18 protein-coding genes and 3 tRNA genes are annotated in these 18,584 nt (G+C 56.4%); 11 read left to right on the plus strand and 10 right to left on the minus strand.

The window, feature by feature from the left end:
* Positions 1–113: 113 nt before the first annotated feature.
* The gene (locus HZZ01_RS11735; RefSeq protein WP_179897526.1) at positions 114–1,211 is read right to left on the minus strand and encodes a diguanylate cyclase; all 1,098 of its coding nucleotides are present in this window, start codon (positions 1,209–1,211) and stop codon (positions 114–116) included.
* Between the two features lie 228 nt (positions 1,212–1,439).
* Between HZZ01_RS11735 and HZZ01_RS11740 the strand changes: the two genes are divergently transcribed.
* Complete coding sequence (locus HZZ01_RS11740) at positions 1,440–1,724, plus strand: DUF1435 domain-containing protein (RefSeq protein WP_179897528.1); 285 nt, start codon at positions 1,440–1,442, stop codon at positions 1,722–1,724.
* 147 nt (positions 1,725–1,871) lie between these two features.
* On the opposite strand, the gene HZZ01_RS11745 is transcribed toward HZZ01_RS11740, so the two are convergent.
* From HZZ01_RS11745 to rsmC, 4 genes are all read right to left on the minus strand, one after another.
* Positions 1,872–1,958 (minus strand) — tRNA-Leu (locus HZZ01_RS11745).
* A 28-nt stretch (positions 1,959–1,986) separates the two neighbouring features.
* Positions 1,987–2,073: transfer RNA gene (locus HZZ01_RS11750), tRNA-Leu, on the minus strand.
* A 30-nt stretch (positions 2,074–2,103) separates the two neighbouring features.
* Positions 2,104–2,190: transfer RNA gene (locus HZZ01_RS11755), tRNA-Leu, on the minus strand.
* 151 nt (positions 2,191–2,341) lie between these two features.
* Positions 2,342–3,373, minus strand: coding sequence for a 16S rRNA (guanine(1207)-N(2))-methyltransferase RsmC (gene rsmC / locus HZZ01_RS11760; RefSeq protein ID WP_179897529.1), 1,032 nt, complete (start codon positions 3,371–3,373; stop codon positions 2,342–2,344).
* A gap of 106 nt (positions 3,374–3,479) precedes the next feature.
* Between rsmC and HZZ01_RS11765 the strand changes: the two genes are divergently transcribed.
* From HZZ01_RS11765 to yjjG, 3 genes are read left to right on the plus strand one after another with little or no spacing between them, the layout of a single operon-like run.
* Positions 3,480–3,890, plus strand: coding sequence for a DNA polymerase III subunit psi (locus tag HZZ01_RS11765; RefSeq protein ID WP_022625367.1), 411 nt, complete (start codon positions 3,480–3,482; stop codon positions 3,888–3,890).
* Positions 3,862–4,302 carry a ribosomal protein S18-alanine N-acetyltransferase gene (gene rimI, locus HZZ01_RS11770; RefSeq protein ID WP_179897532.1) on the plus strand — a complete coding sequence of 147 codons (441 nt, stop codon included), beginning with the start codon at positions 3,862–3,864 and terminating at the stop codon, positions 4,300–4,302. The genes HZZ01_RS11765 and rimI overlap by 29 nt, the downstream gene beginning before the upstream one ends.
* 18 nt (positions 4,303–4,320) lie before the next feature.
* Positions 4,321–5,001 (plus strand): pyrimidine 5'-nucleotidase, encoded by a 681-nt coding sequence (gene yjjG, locus HZZ01_RS11775; protein WP_179897534.1) that lies wholly within the window; start codon positions 4,321–4,323, stop codon positions 4,999–5,001.
* 88 nt (positions 5,002–5,089) lie between these two features.
* Here yjjG and HZZ01_RS11780 read toward each other — a convergent pair whose 3' ends face one another.
* Positions 5,090–5,740 carry a YtjB family periplasmic protein gene (locus tag HZZ01_RS11780; RefSeq protein WP_179897536.1) on the minus strand — a complete coding sequence of 217 codons (651 nt, stop codon included), beginning with the start codon at positions 5,738–5,740 and terminating at the stop codon, positions 5,090–5,092.
* A 107-nt stretch (positions 5,741–5,847) separates the two neighbouring features.
* Between HZZ01_RS11780 and serB the strand changes: the two genes are divergently transcribed.
* The 3 genes from serB to nadR all read left to right on the plus strand — a co-directional run bounded on the left by serB (position 5,848) and on the right by nadR (position 9,539).
* The gene (serB, locus tag HZZ01_RS11785) at positions 5,848–6,825 is read left to right on the plus strand and encodes a phosphoserine phosphatase (protein ID WP_179897538.1); all 978 of its coding nucleotides are present in this window, start codon (positions 5,848–5,850) and stop codon (positions 6,823–6,825) included.
* Between the two features lie 13 nt (positions 6,826–6,838).
* Complete coding sequence (radA, locus tag HZZ01_RS11790) at positions 6,839–8,221, plus strand: DNA repair protein RadA (RefSeq protein WP_098051563.1); 1,383 nt, start codon at positions 6,839–6,841, stop codon at positions 8,219–8,221.
* Positions 8,222–8,297: 76 nt separating this feature from the next.
* Positions 8,298–9,539, plus strand: coding sequence for a multifunctional transcriptional regulator/nicotinamide-nucleotide adenylyltransferase/ribosylnicotinamide kinase NadR (gene nadR / locus HZZ01_RS11795; RefSeq protein ID WP_179897540.1), 1,242 nt, complete (start codon positions 8,298–8,300; stop codon positions 9,537–9,539).
* 45 nt (positions 9,540–9,584) lie between these two features.
* On the opposite strand, the gene HZZ01_RS11800 is transcribed toward nadR, so the two are convergent.
* The gene (locus HZZ01_RS11800) at positions 9,585–10,586 is read right to left on the minus strand and encodes a zinc-binding alcohol dehydrogenase family protein (protein ID WP_179897542.1); all 1,002 of its coding nucleotides are present in this window, start codon (positions 10,584–10,586) and stop codon (positions 9,585–9,587) included.
* A 95-nt stretch (positions 10,587–10,681) separates the two neighbouring features.
* Between HZZ01_RS11800 and HZZ01_RS11805 the strand changes: the two genes are divergently transcribed.
* Positions 10,682–11,578 carry a LysR family transcriptional regulator gene (locus HZZ01_RS11805; RefSeq protein WP_179897544.1) on the plus strand — a complete coding sequence of 299 codons (897 nt, stop codon included), beginning with the start codon at positions 10,682–10,684 and terminating at the stop codon, positions 11,576–11,578.
* Between the two features lie 45 nt (positions 11,579–11,623).
* On the opposite strand, the gene ettA is transcribed toward HZZ01_RS11805, so the two are convergent.
* Both ettA and deoR read right to left on the minus strand, forming a co-directional pair.
* Positions 11,624–13,291, minus strand: a complete 1,668-nt coding sequence (ettA, locus tag HZZ01_RS11810) for an energy-dependent translational throttle protein EttA (protein WP_179897546.1) — start codon at positions 13,289–13,291, stop codon at positions 11,624–11,626.
* A gap of 190 nt (positions 13,292–13,481) precedes the next feature.
* Positions 13,482–14,246 carry a DNA-binding transcriptional repressor DeoR gene (gene deoR / locus HZZ01_RS11815; RefSeq protein WP_179897548.1) on the minus strand — a complete coding sequence of 255 codons (765 nt, stop codon included), beginning with the start codon at positions 14,244–14,246 and terminating at the stop codon, positions 13,482–13,484.
* A 369-nt stretch (positions 14,247–14,615) separates the two neighbouring features.
* On the opposite strand from deoR, the gene rbsK reads away from it, so the two are divergent.
* The 3 genes from rbsK to HZZ01_RS11830 are packed head-to-tail and all read left to right on the plus strand — an operon-like array spanning position 14,616 to position 17,878.
* A complete protein-coding gene (gene rbsK, locus HZZ01_RS11820) occupies positions 14,616–15,533 on the plus strand; it encodes a ribokinase (RefSeq protein ID WP_179897549.1) in 918 nt (305 codons plus the stop codon).
* Positions 15,534–15,542: 9 nt separating this feature from the next.
* Complete coding sequence (gene fucP / locus HZZ01_RS11825; RefSeq protein WP_179897551.1) at positions 15,543–16,868, plus strand: L-fucose:H+ symporter permease; 1,326 nt, start codon at positions 15,543–15,545, stop codon at positions 16,866–16,868.
* Positions 16,865–17,878, plus strand: coding sequence for an aldose 1-epimerase family protein (locus tag HZZ01_RS11830; RefSeq protein ID WP_179897553.1), 1,014 nt, complete (start codon positions 16,865–16,867; stop codon positions 17,876–17,878). Before fucP ends, HZZ01_RS11830 begins: the two co-directional genes overlap by 4 nt.
* Before the next feature lie 7 nt (positions 17,879–17,885).
* Here HZZ01_RS11830 and urtE read toward each other — a convergent pair whose 3' ends face one another.
* Complete coding sequence (urtE, locus tag HZZ01_RS11835) at positions 17,886–18,584, minus strand: urea ABC transporter ATP-binding subunit UrtE (protein WP_179897555.1); 699 nt, start codon at positions 18,582–18,584, stop codon at positions 17,886–17,888.

Below are 18,584 nucleotides of genomic sequence, written 5' to 3' on the forward strand. Positions count from 1 at the left end.
AAAAACGTCGCTGCGGGCGGGAAAATGGCAGGTGTTAAGGCTTGTTATCTGATCGGACCGAGCCGCAAAGAACCGGGCTTAGCGAGGCTTAACATCGAACGTGCCAGGCTGAATCAGGCATGTTCGCTGGTGGTCTGATGCTGTTGTCGGGGTAAGTCTTCCCAGGCAAGAATGGTATTCCGCCCCTGATTCTTAGCCACATACAATGCGCTGTCCGCATTCGCTACCGCCAGATCAAATTCGTTGTCGTAAATAGGCGCGATACCCGCGCTGATGGTAACGTGAGTTGAAACGGTCTCATTGAAAAGATGGGGGATTTCTAAATCCAGCACATACTGCCGGATCCGCTCAGCCAGTTTTATGGCGATAGAACTGTTCACATTGGTCATCAGCACCAGAAACTCTTCGCCGCCATAGCGGGTGACGACATCGCGCGAACGCACTGCGTCACGAATAGCCACAGAGACCCGCGCCAGCGCCTGGTCGCCCATCGCATGCCCATAATTATCGTTGTAGGCCTTAAAATGATCGATATCCAGCAGCAGCACATAGTGGCTGCCAGCATGGTTTTCCAGAATATTATCGAGCCGGTTCTTCAGGCCACGGCGATTATACAGGCCGGTCAGCGGGTCGAGCATACTGAGATCGCTGAAGGTCTCTTTCTCTTCATAAAGTTGATGCATCAGACGCAGGGTAAAGTTATCGGCACGACGGCGCATCAGATGCTGAAGTGAGAAACCAATCAGCGGCAGGGTAATGGTCAGCAGAATCAGCGGCAGATGTTGCGCATTGTCGAGCAGCAATACGGTAAGCACCGGCGGGGCGACATGCAGACAAAAAGCGCCCAGATAATCGCTCAGGGCAATGGCACTGATAAATAACACACTGATCAAACTGATAATAAGAAAGCCGCGATCAAAATAGAATACCTGATGAAAGCGATAATTAATGTGCCACGCCCAGAGCATTCCCAGCACCAGCGCCACAGGATTTAAAAGTGGGAGTTTTACTTTAGGCAATATTAAATGGGTAATTAACATCACACCGCTAAAAGCCGCGACACACATTACCGGCAGGGTGGTATCGCTTGTTTTATTACTCATTATTGGCAGAAGATAAAATAGCGAAACGGCGATATTTAAAAACAGAAAAAGCATCACTGAAAGCCGGTATTTACTCTGTTTCAGTTCTTCATATGATTGTAATTTCATTATAAATACTCGTGACGACCCTGAAATACCAAAGCGCAAGCCAGCATAAAGAGGGTATGCCAGACCGTGAGCAAATTATTGCTGGTGCTGTTATTAAAGGTGTTATAGGCCGCAATCTAGCATTTTCCAACTGGTCTGTCATCTTCTTGCCGGGCGCAAAAAACAGGCTGCATAGCAGGCAAAACTGTCATATGATAATGGGAATGCTTATCATTTGAGGTTTGCGTCATGGGGATAGCGATTATTGCGGCCTGCGGCCTGTGGGGCGTCAGCTGGACACTGGGTAAAAAACTGGATAGTGCGTGGGGCGTATTATTGCCCTGCATCGCGCTGCCGGTGTTCGCCTTATGGGAACCGAGCTTCAGCCAGTGGCGGCTGGTAATGACGGTTGCGCTGCTGCTGACTGTGGTGATGCTGTTTAACCAGCGTCTGCGTCACTATCTGCTGCTGCCATCGTGTCTGGCATTAGCGGGTGGACTGGCAGCGGTCTCTGTGAATTTTCATCTGATTTAATACAGGCGGAACGCGTTAAAACGGGCGGGCAGGTTAAAGCGACTGCAAAACGTAACGTAACCGGGAAACTAAACAGAGCAGGGGATAAAACGAATCTGCATCAGCAGCAGAGGGGGACGAGCGGGAAAAGCGTGAGGATGACAACGTTGGTGCGAAGAGAGGGACTTGAACCCTCACGTCCGTTAAGACACTAACACCTGAAGCTAGCGCGTCTACCAATTCCGCCACCTTCGCATCGAGTTGTCTGTTCATATCACCGCAATGGTGCGAAGAGAGGGACTTGAACCCTCACGTCCGTTAAGACACTAACACCTGAAGCTAGCGCGTCTACCAATTCCGCCACCTTCGCGCAGTGCTCGCGATATGAAACATGTGATTTTGGTGCGAAGAGAGGGACTTGAACCCTCACGTCCGTTAGGACACTAACACCTGAAGCTAGCGCGTCTACCAATTCCGCCACCTTCGCATACCGGTAACATCCTGAGAATGTTACAACCACGGAGGCGCATTCTAGAGATTTTACTCTTTGCGTCAACAACTATTTCGTCGGGCTGAAACGATCGCTGTAAAAAGCAACGTTTTCAGCCCGGCAACGCGGTTAATGCTGGCAAAAGCCCTTAGCGCGTTTTGGCACCGCGACCATAGACGGCGCGGTAAACTTTAAAGCGACCGGTTTGTGCGATGACTTCGTGGCTGCCGAAGGCTTCATCCAGCGCCTGCGGATAAGGCAGGAAGGTGTTCGCGACGATACGCAACTCGCCACCGGTGTTCAGGTGCTTCACCGCGCCCCGGATCAGTGCCTGTGCGGCGTCGAGACTGGTCTGGGTGCCTTCATGGAACGGCGGGTTAGAGATAATCATGTCGAAACGGCCGGTCACGTCAGAGAAGACGTTGCTGGCGAAGACTTCGCCCTCGATGCCATTGGCAGCCAGCGTCAATTTACTCGCTTCAATGGCGGCCGCGTGCACGTCGCACAGCCACAGCCGTACTTTAGGCGAACGGGCAGGCAGCGAGGCGGCAATCACGCCCGCGCCACAGCCCATGTCCAGCACTTTGCCTTTGGTGTGCGGAGTAAAGGTCGACAGCAGCAGGGCACTGCCGCTATCCAGGCCGTCACGGCTGAAGACGCCTGGCAGGGTATGAATTGTCAGACCATCCAGCTGATACTGATGACCAAAGGTGCTGGCATCAAACTCAGGTTGCGTGTCGAGGCGACCGTGGTAGAGACCACAGCGACGCGCGCTGTCGATCTTCTCCAGTTTCACCCACGACTCTATCATGCCTTCGGCACTGCGGACGCCGCTGCGGTTTTCACCCACCACGAACACATCGCAACCCACTGGCAGCATAGAGAGCAGGTTCTCCAGCTGGAACTGTACTTCCGGCTTATTCTTGGTCCAGAAGTAGACCAGGGTATCGCATCCCTGCACATCTTCCGGCTGCGCAACCATTCCGTAACGCGCCTGCTCGCCCATACGGCGGCTCAGGTTTTGCCAGTGATGATATTGCTGGGTGTGAACGCGCGACGAGGCGGTTTCCAGCTGAGCGGGCAGGTCATCCTGCAGATCGCCAGCAAATAAAACATGGCGGGCGGTAAATTCATCACTGTGGCGCAGAATGACTTCGCTGGCCGGGGTAAAAGCAGACATGTAGGGCTCCTGTAAGATCTGAGCGGGGATTATAGTGGTTTGTTGGCGCATGTTCGATGGGTTTGCTAGCATAGCGTCGCATTCAGGCAGCAGAACAGGTAACACCATGACGTCCAGGCGCGACTGGCTTTTACAGCAAATGGGAATTACGCAGTACCAACTGCGCCGCCCGCGCGTGCTTCAGGGCGAAATTGCCGTCACGCTGGCACCGGACACGCAATTGATTATTGTCGCTGACGCGCCACCCGGTCTGCATGAACCGCTGATGCGCGACGTGCTGCATGCGCTCAATCTGCAACCCGCTCAGGTGATGACCGTGACGCCGGATCAGCTGCAAATGCTGCCCGAAACGCTGAACTGCGCGGGCTGGCTGCTCGGCGTAGAGAGCGAACAGACTTTCAATGGCGTGGCATTAACCAGCGCCTCTTTTAATGAACTCATCAGCAGCGGCGTCGCCAAACGCGCGCTCTGGCAACAGATGTGTAACCATGACAGCCATCTCTTTACTCACCCCTGACGATCTGGCGCAGGCCTTCGCCATTGAGTGTCGTAGCCACGCATTTCCCTGGAGTGAAAAGACGTTTGCCAGCAATCAGGGTGAGCGCTTTATCAATTTACGTCTCGACGTTGACGGCAAAATGGCCGCCTTTGCCATTACACAGGTGGTACTGGACGAAGCCTCGCTGTTTAACATTGCGGTCGATCCCGCTTTTCAGCGCCGGGGATATGGCCGTCAGCTGTTGCAGCATTTGATCGATGAGTTGATCAAACGCGATGTGCTGACGCTGTGGCTGGAAGTGCGGGCTTCGAACCTGCCTGCCATCGCGCTCTATGAGCAGCTTGGATTCAATCAGGTCAGTCGTCGCCCCAACTATTATCCCACCGCCAGCGGCCGTGAAGATGCCATTCTCATGGCCCTGACGCCGTAGTGGTATTAAGGAGCTTTAATGATAGATAACTGGGACTGCATCCTGTTTGATGCCGACGATACCCTTTTTCATTTCGACGCCTATGCCGGTTTGCAGCGCCTGTTCGCCGGTTATGACGTGCAGTTCACCGACCAGGATTACAGCGATTATCAGGCGATCAACAAGCCGCTGTGGGTCGATTATCAGAACGGCACTATCTCAGCGTTACAGTTGCAGACTCAGCGTTTCAATCACTGGAGCGAAAAGCTCAGCGTTGCGCCAGAGATTCTCAACAGCGGCTTCCTGAGTGCGATGGGAGAGATCTGCACGCCGCTGCCGGGTGCGGTCAGCCTGATGAACCAGCTGCATGGCAAGGTAAAGATGGGGATCATTACCAATGGCTTTACCGCGCTGCAGCAGACGCGTCTGGAACGCACCGGTTTTCGTGATTACTTCTCGGCGCTGGTGATTTCCGAGCAGGTTGGCCTGCCCAAACCGGCGGCAGAGATTTTTGATTACGCGCTGAATCTGATGGGTAACCCGGATCGTGAGCGGGTGCTGATGGTGGGTGATACGCCAGAGTCAGACATTCTGGGCGGCATGAATGCCGGCATTAAAACCTGCTGGCTCGATCATGGCACCCGGCCGCTGCCGGAACCAATTAAGCCCACCTGGCAGGTCAACTCGCTGGGGGAGCTGGAAGCGCTGCTCATCGGCTAACGGAATACGTCTCGCAAATCCGTATCGTTACCATAAAAAAGGCCCGCACCGCGGGCCTTTTCGTTTTATCTTTACCACAGCCGCAACGTTACTCTTTCTTCTCGTCGTCCTCATCCCGATCTTCTTTCACCGGGGTGCTGGCGGTGAGCAGGAACGGCGACTGCTGCCAGCGGGTGCGTCGATGGCGCAGCAGAGTGCGGGAGAGAATAATGCCGATCGCCAGCGCCAGCAGCATCATCAGACGCAGAATATTGGTGGTGTTATCGACCTGATGCGAGTCGGTGACCAGCACATGGGTATCCAGCGTCACACGTAAAAAGCCCAGCGGGCCATCAGTTCCGGCCAGTGGCTGCACAATCTGATGGTTGAAATAGCTGCCCGCGCGCTGACCATCGAGCGCCAGCCGATCACGCACATTGATGTTTTCACCGCTGTGCGCCACCAGGCTGCCGTCGCCGTCATACACCGACGCATCCAGAATACGGCTGTTCGCCGTCATCTGATTAAGAATGGCTTCTATCTGAGTGCGATTATTTTCACTGTTGTCCATCAACGGCTTAAGACTAAACGCCACCTGGCTGGTCAGCGTATGCGCCAGCTCCTCGACCTGTTCAGAACGTGCCGCCTGGTGGCCGAGGCTGAACCAGGATGCGCCCTGCATCAGGACGACCAGCAGCGCCATCGAGATGAGAACGATCACGGTACGATGTAAGCGAAATTTCAGTGCGGTTTTAGCCATTAATCATCCGGGTCATATCACAACAGAAAGCCTGGAGATTATGTTGCCAGAAGCGGCGCAGACAAGGTAGCCTCTTGCGTGGTTTTGTTGTCCCTACAGGAGCTCTGATGCCAAATCGTTTAACCTGGTGCGATCTTCCCGCCGATGTCTCCCTCTGGCCGGGTTTGCCCCTTTCTCTTAGCGGTGATGAAGTGATGCCGCTGGATTATCGCGCTGGCCGCACCGGCTGGCTGCTGTATGGCCGCGGGCTGGATAAGCAAAAGCTGACCGATTACCAGCATCATCTGGGTGCGGCGATGGTGATCGTCAGCGCCTGGAACGTCGATGAGTATCAGGTGATTCGCCTGGCGGGATCGCTGACGCCGTTTGCCAGCCAACTGGCGCACGACGCCGGGCTGGACGTGGCGCCGCTGGGCAAAATCCCGCATCTCAAAACACCAGGCCTGCTGGTCATGGATATGGACTCCACTGCGATTCAGATCGAATGCATTGACGAGATCGCCAGACTGGCAGGCTGCGGCGAGCAGGTGGCAGAAGTGACGGAACGCGCAATGCGCGGCGAACTCGATTTCACCGCCAGCCTGCGTCAGCGTGTCGCCACGCTGCAGGGCGCGGACGCCAATATTCTGAAACAGGTGCGTGATGCGCTGCCGTTGATGCCAGGCTTAACGACGCTGACGCAGAAACTGCAGGCGCTGGGCTGGCAGGTTGCTATCGCATCCGGCGGCTTTACCTACTACGCCGACTACCTGCGCGACAAACTGCATCTGTCGGCGGTAGTGGCAAATGAACTCGAAATTCGCGACGGCAAACTGACCGGCAACGTGCTGGGTCCGGTTGTCGATGCACAATACAAAGCCGATACCCTGAAAAAGCTGGCGCAGCGTTTTGACATCGCGCCGGAACAGACGGTGGCGATCGGCGATGGTGCCAATGACCTGCTGATGATCAAAGCCTCAGCACTGGGCATTGCGTTCCATGCTAAACCTAAGGTGAATGAGCAGACTGCGGTCACCATTCGCCATGCCGATCTAATGGGGGTGTTCTGCATCCTCACCGGCAGCCTGATCCACGAAGAGCGTTAACTGAGGTATTGATTTGGCCAAAGCGGCAAAACGCGCATTTGTCTGTAACGAATGTGGCGCAGATTACCCACGCTGGCAGGGGCAATGCAGCGCCTGCCACGCCTGGAACACTATCACCGAGGTGCGCATTGCCGCCTCGCCCGCCGCTGCGCGTAACGAGCGCCTGAGTGGCTATGCCGGCAGCGCCGGAACCAGCCGGGTGCAGAAGCTCTCTGAAATCAGCCTGGAGGCGTTACCGCGCTTCTCGACCAGCTTCAAAGAGTTTGACCGTGTGCTGGGCGGCGGGGTAGTACCTGGCAGCGCCATTCTGATTGGCGGCAGTCCTGGTGCAGGTAAATCCACGCTGCTGCTGCAGGTGATGTGCCGGTTATCAGAGGGGATGAAAACCCTTTACGTCACGGGTGAAGAGTCACTGCAGCAGGTGGCAATGCGTGCCCATCGCCTGGGATTACCCACCGAAAATGTGAATATGCTGTCGGAAACCAGCATCGAACAGATCTGCCTGATCGCCGAACAGGAGCAGCCGCAACTGATGGTGATCGACTCCATTCAGGTCATGCACATGGCGGAAATCCAGTCGTCACCGGGCAGCGTTGCTCAGGTGCGGGAAACCGCCGCTTACCTGACGCGCTTCGCCAAAACGCGTGGCGTGGCGATCATCATGGTGGGTCACGTCACCAAAGATGGCTCGCTGGCCGGGCCGAAGGTACTTGAGCACTGTATCGACTGCTCAGTCCTGCTGGATGGCGATGCCGACTCCCGCTTCCGTACCCTGCGCAGTCATAAAAACCGCTTCGGCGCGGTCAATGAGCTGGGCGTGTTTGCCATGACCGAGCAGGGCATGCGTGAAGTCAGCAACCCATCCGCTATCTTCCTGTCGCGTGGCGAAGAGATCACGTCAGGCAGTTCGGTCATGGTGCTGTGGGAGGGGACGCGCCCACTGCTGGTGGAGATTCAGGCGCTGGTCGATCACTCCATGATGGGTAATCCGCGCCGCGTGGCGGTGGGGCTGGAGCAGAACCGCCTGGCGATTCTGCTGGCCGTTTTACACCGTCATGGCGGATTGCAGATGGCGGATCAGGATGTGTTCGTCAACGTGGTTGGCGGCGTTAAAGTGACCGAAACCAGTGCCGATCTGGCGCTGATGCTGTCGATGGTATCGAGCCTGCGGGATCGTCCTTTGCCGCAGGATCTGGTGATCTTCGGCGAAGTGGGACTGGCCGGAGAGATCCGTCCGGTGCCCAGCGGGCAGGAGCGCATCTCTGAAGCGGCGAAGCATGGCTTCAAACGCGCCATTGTACCGGCAGGGAACGCACCGAAAAAACCGATTGCCGGGATGCAGGTTTTCAGCGCGAAGAAGCTGGCGGATGCGCTGGCGATTCTGGACGATCTTTAACGCGCCTGCGGCCTGTCAGCGGAAAGCCGCTGACAGGCCGCCCCCACCTTAACCGCATTGATGCAGGAGGCACGACATGTCGTCATTTGATTATCTGAAAACGGCCATTCGCCAGCAGGGCCATACGCTGCAACAGGTCGCTGATGCCAGCGGCATGACCAAAGGCTATCTGAGCCAGTTACTTAATGCCAAAATCAAAAGCCCCAGCGCGCAAAAGCTGGAAGCGCTGCACCGCTTTCTGGGGCTGGAGTTTCCTCGCCGCGATAAAACCGTGGGCGTGGTATTTGGCAAGTTCTATCCGCTGCACACCGGCCACATCTATCTGATTCAGCGCGCCTGTAGCCAGGTCGATGAGCTGCATATCATCATGGGTTATGACGAGCCGCGTGACCGCGAACTGTTTGAGAACAGCGCGATGTCACAACAGCCCACGGTCAGCGACCGCCTGCGCTGGCTGCTGCAGACCTTTAAATATCAGAAAAATATCCGCATTCACGCCTTTGACGAGGAGGGGATTGAACCCTATCCACACGGCTGGGATGTCTGGAGTGAAGGTGTCAGCGCCTTCCTCAGTGAGCACGGTATTGCGCCGGACTGCATCTACACCAGCGAAGCGCCCGATGCGGAGATGTATCAGCAGCATCTGGGCATTCAGACCGTACTGGTCGATCCCAACCGATCCTTTATGAGCATCAGTGGCGCGCAGATTCGTCAGGATCCGTTCCGCTTCTGGGATTACATTCCTACGGAAGTGAAACCCTTCTTTGTGCGCACCGTGGCGATCCTCGGTGGAGAATCGAGCGGTAAATCGACCCTGGTGAATAAACTCGCCAACATCTTCAACACCACCAGTGCCTGGGAATATGGCCGCGACTATGTCTTCTCCCACCTGGGCGGTGACGAAATGGCGCTGCAATATTCTGATTACGACAAAATCGCGCTGGGGCAGGCGCAGTACATCGACTTCGCTGTCAAATACGCGAATAAAGTGGCGTTTATCGACACCGACTTTGTGACCACGCAGGCGTTTTGTCTGAAATATGAAGGGCGTGAACATCCTTTTGTTCAGGCTCTGATCGATGAATATCGCTTTGATCTGGTGATTCTGCTGGAGAACAACGTGCCCTGGGTCGCGGATGGATTGCGCAGCCTGGGCAGTTCAGTGGATCGACGGGAGTTTCAGTCGATGCTGGTGACAATGCTGCGTGAAAACAACATCGAATTCCTGCACGTGCAGGAAGACGATTACGACGCCCGCTTCCTGCGTTGCATCGAGCTGGTAAAAGGGATGCTGGGCGAGAAAAACGCCCAGCCGTAACGCAGGTTTTGATCCGGTCTGCCGCAGGGCAGCCGGGTCAGTGCATTAATAGACCATCACCACTTTGCCGCGCATGTGGCCTTCCAGCACCCGCTGATGGGCGGCGGTTAAGGTCTCAACGCTTAAGCCGTGCAGCGTCTCGCTCAGTGTGGTTTGCAGCTTACCTTCATCCAGCAACGCCGATACCGCATCCAGAATCTCGCCCTGACGCGCCATATCCGGCGTGTTGAACATGCTGCGGGTGTACATCAGCTCGAAGTGCAGGGCAGCGCTCTTCAGCTTCAGCTGATCCATCGACAGCGGATGTTCGTTTTCCACGATGGTGCAGATATGACCCTGCGGCGCGATCAGCTTCGCCATCGTCTCCCAGTGACCATCGGTATCATTCAGGCAGAAGATATAATCGACCTGCTTAATGCCCTGTTTCTCCAGCTCACCAGGCATATCTTTGTAGTTGATCACCAGATCGGCGCCGCGATCGCGGCACCACTGGGCGGAATCTTCACGCGAGGCGGTCGCAATGATCTTTACCTTACTGCGCAGCTTCGCCAGTGGGATCGCCAGCGATCCGACACCGCCCGCGCCGCCCACGATCAGCAGGGTCTGATCTTCCGTTGCTGTTTCGAGGTTCAGTCGCTCAAACAGGCCTTCCCAGGCGGTCAGCGCCGTCAGCGGGATCGCGGCCGACTGCGCCCAGTCCAGGCTCTCAGGCTTGTGACCGGTGATGCGTGAATCCACCAGCTGCTCGGTGCTGTTACTGCCAGGACGGGTCAGATCGCCAGCATAGAAGACTTCATCGCCAGGCTTAAAATTACTGACTTTACTGCCCACTTCCAGCACGACACCGCTGGCATCCCAGCCGAGGATGCGTGGCTGTTGTATGCCGTTTTTCTTCGCCCCTTTATGAACCTTGGTATCAACCGGGTTGACTGACGCGGCTTTGACTTCAACCCGCAGGTCATACTCACCTGGCGTTGGGGTTTCAGGGAAAATTTCAGTGAAGTTTTCAGGATTTTCGGGATTAACTGCGATAGCGCGAATAGACATAAAGTTTCTCCTTGGTAAGTGCCTTAAGTGTAGAACGTGGTTTTAGCGGTGATAAGATGGACAATCTTTCATAGAGTGTTCGTCTGAGGTGAACAATGGCATTTCGTCAGTGGCAGGATATGGCGCTGTTTGCGCTGGTGGCGGAGTGCGGCAGTTTTACCGGTGCGGCGGAACGCGCGGGTCTGCCCAAATCAAGCGTCAGTCAGCGCATCAGCCAGCTGGAGCAGCGTCTGGGGATTCGTCTGCTGAACCGCACCACCCGTCAGCTCAATCTGACCTTTGCTGGTGAGCGCTATCTGCTGCATTGCCAGGAGATGATGCAGGCCAGTGAACGCGCCGATCAGGCGATCGCCAGTCTGCGGGAAAACCCCAGCGGGCGTCTGCGCATCACCAGTCCGGCGGGGATTGGTGCCACTTTGCTGGCGCGCTGTAACGCGGAATTTTTACGTCTCTATCCTGATGTGACGCTGGATGTCTCGATCTCCGATGAGATGCGCGATCTGGTGCAGGAGGGCTTTGATGTGGCGCTTCGCACCGGTCAGCCACAGGAGTCCTCGCTGATTGGCCGGCGAATCGGCAACTGCCCGCGACTGCTGGTCGCGTCACAGCACTATCTGAATCAACATCCGCCGCTGCTTCATCCTCAGCAACTGTCGGCCCATCGCTGTATTGCGCACCGCGCCTGGAATGAATGGGTGTTGCAGCGCGAGGACGAGTTCTACCGCTGGCTGCTGCCGCCAGGCCATCTCACTGACAACTTACTCTATGCGCGCGAAGCTGCGCTGGGCGATGCGGGCATTACACTGCTGCCGCACTTTCTGACCGATGGGCCGCTGGCGGATCCCCGGCTGGTGCCGGTGCTGCCGGAGTGGGAGATCGAGGGAAATGAGCTGTGGCTGGTCTATCCGGGTCGTAAGCTGAACTCACCTGCACTGGCGCGCTTTATTGAGTTCGCGCTGCAGTCTCCGGTGTTCAGCGAATTTTATCGCTGATAGAGCCATAAAAAAAGGCGGCATCGCTGCCGCCCGTTTGTGCAATTACTTCGTCATACGTTTGTACTTGATGCGTTTCGGCTCCAGTGCGTCGGCGCCGAGAGTACGCTTCTTGTACTCTTCGTATTCGGTAAAGTTACCTTCGAAGAATTCGATATTACCTTCATCCTGGTAATCCAGAATGTGCGTGGCGATACGGTCCAGGAACCAGCGGTCATGCGAGATCACCATCGCACAACCCGGGAACTCCAGCAGGGCGTTTTCCAGCGCGCGCAGGGTTTCAATGTCCAGGTCGTTGGTAGGTTCATCAAGCAGCAGCATGTTGCCGCCAACCTGCAGCAGCTTCGCGAGGTGCAGACGACCACGCTCACCACCCGACAGTTCGCCAACGCGTTTGCCCTGATCGACGCCTTTAAAGTTAAAGCGGCCGACATAGGCGCGGCTTGGCATCTCGGTGTTACCGATGCGCATGATGTCCTGACCGCCGGAAACCTCTTCCCACACAGTTTTGGAATTGTCCATGCTGTCACGGAACTGATCCACGGAGGCCAGCTTCACGGTTTCACCCAGTACAATCTCGCCGGAATCAGGTTGTTCCTGACCGGACATCATGCGGAACAGCGTCGATTTACCCGCGCCGTTAGGACCGATAATCCCGACAATTGCCCCTTTTGGCACGGAGAACGACAGATCGTCAATCAGTACACGGTCGCCATAAGACTTACGCAGATGGCTCACTTCCAGCACTTTGTCACCCAGACGGGCACCCGGCGGAATGAACAGTTCGTTTGTTTCGTTACGCTTCTGGTAGTCGGTGTTGTTCAGCTCTTCAAAGCGTGCCAGACGGGCTTTGCCTTTAGACTGCTGGCCTTTTGGCCCTTTGCGCACCCACTCCAGCTCTTTCTCAATCGACTTGCGACGCGCGGCTTCAGAAGAGGCTTCCTGCGCCAGACGTGCATCTTTCTGCTCCAGCCAGGAGGAGTAGTTGCCTTCCCACGGAATCCCTTCACCGCGGTCAAGTTCCAGAATCCAGCCTGCCACGTTATCCAGGAAGTAACGGTCATGCGTAATCGCGACGACGGTGCCTTCGAAGTCGTGCAGGAAGCGTTCCAGCCAGGCGACAGATTCGGCGTCCAGGTGGTTCGTCGGTTCGTCCAGCAGCAGCATGTCTGGTTTTTCCAGCAACAGGCGGCACAGGGCGACGCGGCGACGTTCACCACCGGAGAGGGTGGCGATTTTCGCGTCCCAGTCTGGCAGGCGCAGCGCATCGGCAGCACGTTCCAGCTGGGTGTTCAGGTTGTGGCCATCGTGTGCCTGGATGATTTCTTCCAGACGGCCCTGCTCAGCGGCCAGCTTGTCGAAGTCTGCACCTTCTTCGGCATAGAGTGCATAAACTTCGTCGAGACGTTTCAGTGCGCCAACCACTTCTGACAGCGCTTCTTCAACCGACTCACGCACGGTGTGTTCAAGGTTAAGCTGCGGCTCCTGCGGCAGATAGCCAATCTTAATACCTGGCTGCGGGCGCGCTTCCCCTTCGATATCTTTATCGATGCCGGCCATGATGCGCAGCAGGGTAGATTTACCCGCACCATTCAGACCAAGCACGCCGATTTTTGCGCCAGGGAAGAAGCTGAGTGAGATGTTTTTCAGGATATGTCGCTTCGGCGGAACCACTTTGCCGACGCGATGCATGCTATAGACGAATTGAGCCACGTTGGATTGAGCCTCTGGGTCTGTTGGTCGTTGGAATGATGTCGAAGTTTAGCCTTTTTCACCGTTTAATCCCAGCCGGAGGGCGGCGAATAATGTCCTGAAGGGGAGGACGCCCGACAATGTGTGGGATAACTGTCTGATTTGCACGCAACATCATCAGACGTGTCAGATGATCAGGAAGAGGCAGGCCTCAGGGCAGACGAAGCGGTATCGCCTGCTGGGCCAGCCAGTTCTGCAACGCCTGATCGGGCGCGCTGTCACTCACCAGCAGATCGAAGCGCTGCAGCCCGGCAATGCGGGCGGGCAGCACTTTGCCATATTTACTGCTGTCAGCCACCAGTACGGATTTTCGGGCGCGCAGTATGGCGTGATGTTTCATCATCAGCTCATTGGTGTTGTAGCAGGTTGCCCCCTGATCTTTGTCGATGCCGGCGGCCGAGATAAAGGCCAGCGTCGGACAGAGATCGTCAAGGAGGGTATGCACGCCAATCGGCGTAAACAGCGCATTGTCGGCATGAAACTCACCGCCGCTAAGGATGACGTGACAGGCCGGTTTCTCTTTCAGCGTCAGAAAGGTGTTCATGGCGCAACAGATGGCGGTAAATGACAGCGTGTCGGGAATGGCATCAACGATATAGGGCAGGGTAGTGCCACAGTCGAAAAAGACCGTATCGTTCTCGTTAATCAGGCTGGCCGCTGCCTGCGCCAGTCGCTGCTTTCTGGCGGCATTCTGCCCATGCTGATCGCTGACGAAATAGTGGCCAGCATGACTTTTCGGGTCGCTGACGATGTAGCCGCCCAGCAGGACCACGCTGGAACCCGGCTCGGTTAAGTCGCGGCGAACCGTCATCTCTGAGACACCCAGCAACTGCGCCGCATCTTTGAGGTGCAGTTTGTCGGTGCGTTTAAGTGCCTGCGTCAGCTTATGAATGCGTTCGTCGCGCCGGGTTTCCATGGTCATCTCTTTGTTACCTATCCTGCAGTGCGGAGCAAAAACGCCGGAATCGGCGTCAATACGCTACAAACCTCACAGATTTGAATGAGTTGCGTCTCATCCGCCAGGCTGGTAGTCAATCTTACCCGCAATCTGTAAGGGCCGCAAACCTCCGCCGTGCGGCCACACCACAGGCGATCACGCCCCACAATCGCCACGGTCCATGATGTTATCTTGTTATAATAGTAACACTCTAAGTCGCCTTTAATGCCGTTTGTTACCGAATTTCACCGTTTAAGGATGTGGTTTTTGTCACATATTTAACCTTTAAGAAAGGTTATTGTTACTTTAATAACATTTGAAATTTGAAAACATCCGGGAGAAATGGTCATGACAATTGCGGTCATCGGCTCAAACATGGTCGATCTGATTACCTATACCAACAGCCTGCCGAAAGCGGGCGAAACCCTTGAAGCGCCCGATTTTGCCATTGGCTGCGGCGGTAAAGGGGCTAACCAGGCGGTTGCGGCAGCAAAAATGGGTGGCAACGTGATGATGGTCAGCAAGGTCGGCGACGATCTTTTTGCGCCGAACACCGTGGCTAATCTGCAGCAGCAGGGCGTGGACACGCGCTTTGTTACCACCGCTCCGGGCACCTCCAGCGGCGTGGCACCGATTTTTGTCGATGACCAGTCGCAGAACCGCATTCTGATTATCAAAGGCGCCAACCAGCAGCTGAAACCGGCTGATATCGACGACGCTGCAGAGGCGCTGAAAGCCTGTGAGCTGATCATCCTGCAGCTGGAGATCCCGCTCGAAACGGTCTATTACGCTATCGATTTTGCCCGCCAGCATCAGATCAATGTGATCCTGAATCCGGCACCGGCCGTTGCCACGCTGGATATTCAATACGCCTGCAAATGCGACTTCTTTATGCCGAACGAAACCGAGCTGGAGATCCTCACCGGCCTGCCGGTCAGCACTGATGAAGAGGTGATCCTGGCCGGACAGTCGCTGCTTAAGCGCGGTCTTAAAAATCTGATCATCACCCTGGGCAGCCGGGGATCGGTCTGGATGAGCGGCGACAGGGTGCATCGCGTGGCCGCGACGCCTGTTCAGGCGATCGACACCAGCGGCGCAGGTGATGCCTTTATCGGCTGTTTTGCGTATCTGCTGGTGGAAACCGGCGATGTGGCCGCCGCCATGACACAGGCTTCTGCGTATGCCGCCTGCAGCGTTACCGGGCGTGGCACCCAGTGTGCTTATCCCGACGCGGAGGCGTTTCAGCGTTTTCTCAACCGTAACTGAGGTTCTGCTATGCAACAGAAAATTGTTCAGCAATCTGATGGCTATCTGAATAAAACGCCGCTGTTCCAGTTCATTCTGCTGTCGTGCCTCTTTCCGCTCTGGGGCTGTGCGGCGAGTCTCAACGATATCCTGATCACCCAGTTTAAAAGCGTATTCGCCCTGAGCGACTTTGCCAGTGCGCTGGTGCAGAGCGCCTTTTATGGCGGCTATTTTCTGATTGCGATCCCTGCCTCGCTGGTGATCCGCAAAACCAGTTACAAGATGGCGATTATGATCGGTCTGGCGCTCTACATTGCTGGCTGTATCGCCTTTTATCCTGCTTCGCACATGGCGACCTATACCATGTTCCTCGCGGCGATCTTTGCCATCGCCATCGGCCTGAGTTTTCTGGAAACCGCGGCCAACACCTACAGCTCGATGATTGGCCATCGTGATCACGCCACGCTCCGTCTCAACGTCAGCCAGACCTTCTACCCGATTGGTGCGCTGATGGGGATTGTGCTGGGTAAATATCTGGTGTTTCAGGACGGCGATAGCCTGGAGAGTCAGATGGCGACCATGACGGCAGAGCAGGCACATGCGTTCCGCCTGACGATGCTGGAGCACACGCTGGAGCCTTACAAATATCTGGTGATGGTGCTGGTAGTTGTGATGCTGCTGTTTATGTTCACCCGCTATCCGCGCTGCAAACCTGAGAGTAATGAGAAATCCCGGCCGTCACTGGGCGAGACCTTCCGCTATCTGGCTGCTAATCGTCACTTTAAACGCGGCATTGTGACCCAGTTCCTCTATGTTGGCATGCAGGTGGCCGTCTGGTCATTTACCATTCGTCTGGCGCTGACGCTGGGGGCGGCCAATGAACGTCATGCCTCTAACTTTATGATCTACAGCTTTGTCTGCTTCTTTATCGGCAAGTTCGTGGCGAACTTCCTGATGACCCGCTTCCGTGCCGAGAAGGTGCTGATCGCCTATTCGGTGCTGGGCGTACTGACGCTGGCCTATGTGATGCTGGTGCCGAACTTTACCGCCGTCTACGCCGCCGTCTTTGTCAGCGTGCTGTTTGGCCCCTGCTGGGCAACGATCTACGCCGGCACGCTGGCGACGGTCGAGAATAAATACACTGAAGTGGCAGGCGCGTTTATCGTGATGGCGATTGTCGGCGCGGCCTTTGTCCCGGCGCTGCAGGGTCTGATGTCTGACACGCTGGGCTCAATGCAGCTGGCGTTTGGTGTCTCGCTGCTCTGCTTTGCCTGGGTCGGATTCTACTTCTATGGCGAACTGCGCCATAAAAAACAGCCGGCTGCGGCCGGTCGTCTGGTGGAGGAGTTACCATGAGAACCCGTTTATCCTTAGCGCGTGATCAGTTTCACGCCACGCCGTGGGTGCTGTTAGAGAGTGATGACTTCCGGGTTGAGCTGTTTCGCTACCCGGCGGGCATCGAGGCGGTACGCATTCATAACCGGCGCGGTAGCGTGACCGTGCTGCCGTTTCTCGGGCAGATGATCTGGGACGTGAAGTTTGACGATCATAACCTGACCATGGGCCACAGCTTTAAGCAGCCGCTGCCCGCGAATTCGATCATCGATACCTATGGCTGTTTTGCCTTTCATTCGGGGCTGCTGGCGAACGGCTGCCCCGCGCCAGAGGACAATCATCCGCTGCACGGTGAGATGGCCTGCGCCCGCATGGATAGCGCCTGGCTGGTGCTGGACGATCAGACGCTGTCGCTGGAAGGGGAGTGTGAATATGTTAAAGGCTTCGGTCATCACTACCTTGCGGCACCCGCCGTCCGCATTCAGGCCGATCAGCCCCGACTGACGATAGAGATGACGGTGACCAATCTGGCCGGTGCACCCATGCCGTTGCAGTATATGTGTCACCTCAACAGCGCGTGGATCGATCAGGGACGCTTCCGGCAGTCGATCCCCGAAGGGGCATTCCAGCTGCGTCGTTCGATTCCGGCGCACCTGCGACCGACGCCTGCCTGGCGGGATTACACGGATCAACTGGCGCGCGATCCACAGGCGTTACAACAGCTCGATCAGCCGCAACTCTGCGATCCGGAGATCGTCTTCTTCGCGGACGATCTGCCGCAGTATGGTAGTGAAGCCCAGTTTGAGCTGCATTCGCCCCAGGGCTATGCGCTCATGACGCGCTTCTCTACCGCGCAGTTCCCGCACGCTACCCGCTGGCTGCTGCACAACCATGACCAGCAGGTGGCGGCTTATATTCTGCCCGCTACCTGTCGGCCAGAGGGCTTTCTTGCCGCACAGCAGGCTGGCACGCTGATCACCCTGGCGAGCGGCGAACAGCGGCATTTCTCCGTGGAGACCGGTTTGCTGTGAGTGAAGGTTAAATCGCCACCAGGCCGCGCGCACCCTCTGCTTCCATGGTGTCGCCGCGGCCACGCTGCACGATTTCACCGCGCGACATCACCAGATAGCTGTCCGCCAGTTCTGCCGCGAAGTCATAAAACTGCTCCACCAGCAGGATCGCCATATCTCCCCGCTGCGCCAGCTGGCGGATGACCGCGCCGATCTCTTTGATCACCGAAGGCTGGATCCCTTCGGTCGGCTCATCGAGGATCAACAGCTGTGGCCGACAGGCCAGCGCCCGGCCGATCGCCAGTTGCTGCTGCTGCCCGCCAGAGAGATCACCGCCCCGGCGTGATTTCATCGCCAGCAGTACCGGGAAGAGCTGATAGATCTCTTCCGGCACTTCACGCGCCTGCGCAGCCGGAAAGCGTGACAGGCCCATAAGCAGGTTTTCTTCCACCGTCAGACGCGGAAAGATTTCCCGTCCCTGCGGCACCCAGGCGATGCCCGCCTGCACCCGCTGGTGCGGCTTGCGGCCATTCATCCGCTGCTGCTGCCACTGAATCTCGCCCGACTTCGCCGGGATTAGCCCCATCAGGCACTTCAGCAACGTGGTTTTCCCCACGCCATTGCGCCCCAGCAGGCAGGTGATTTCACCAATTTTCACCTCAAACGACAGGCCTCGCAGAATGTGACTGCCGCCATAATATTGATTCAGTTCAGTAACCTGTAACAT

The sequence above is a fragment of the Pantoea sp. WMus005 genome, assembly GCF_013415305.1.
GTDB classification, from domain to species: Bacteria; Pseudomonadota; Gammaproteobacteria; order Enterobacterales; family Enterobacteriaceae; genus Pantoea; species Pantoea rara.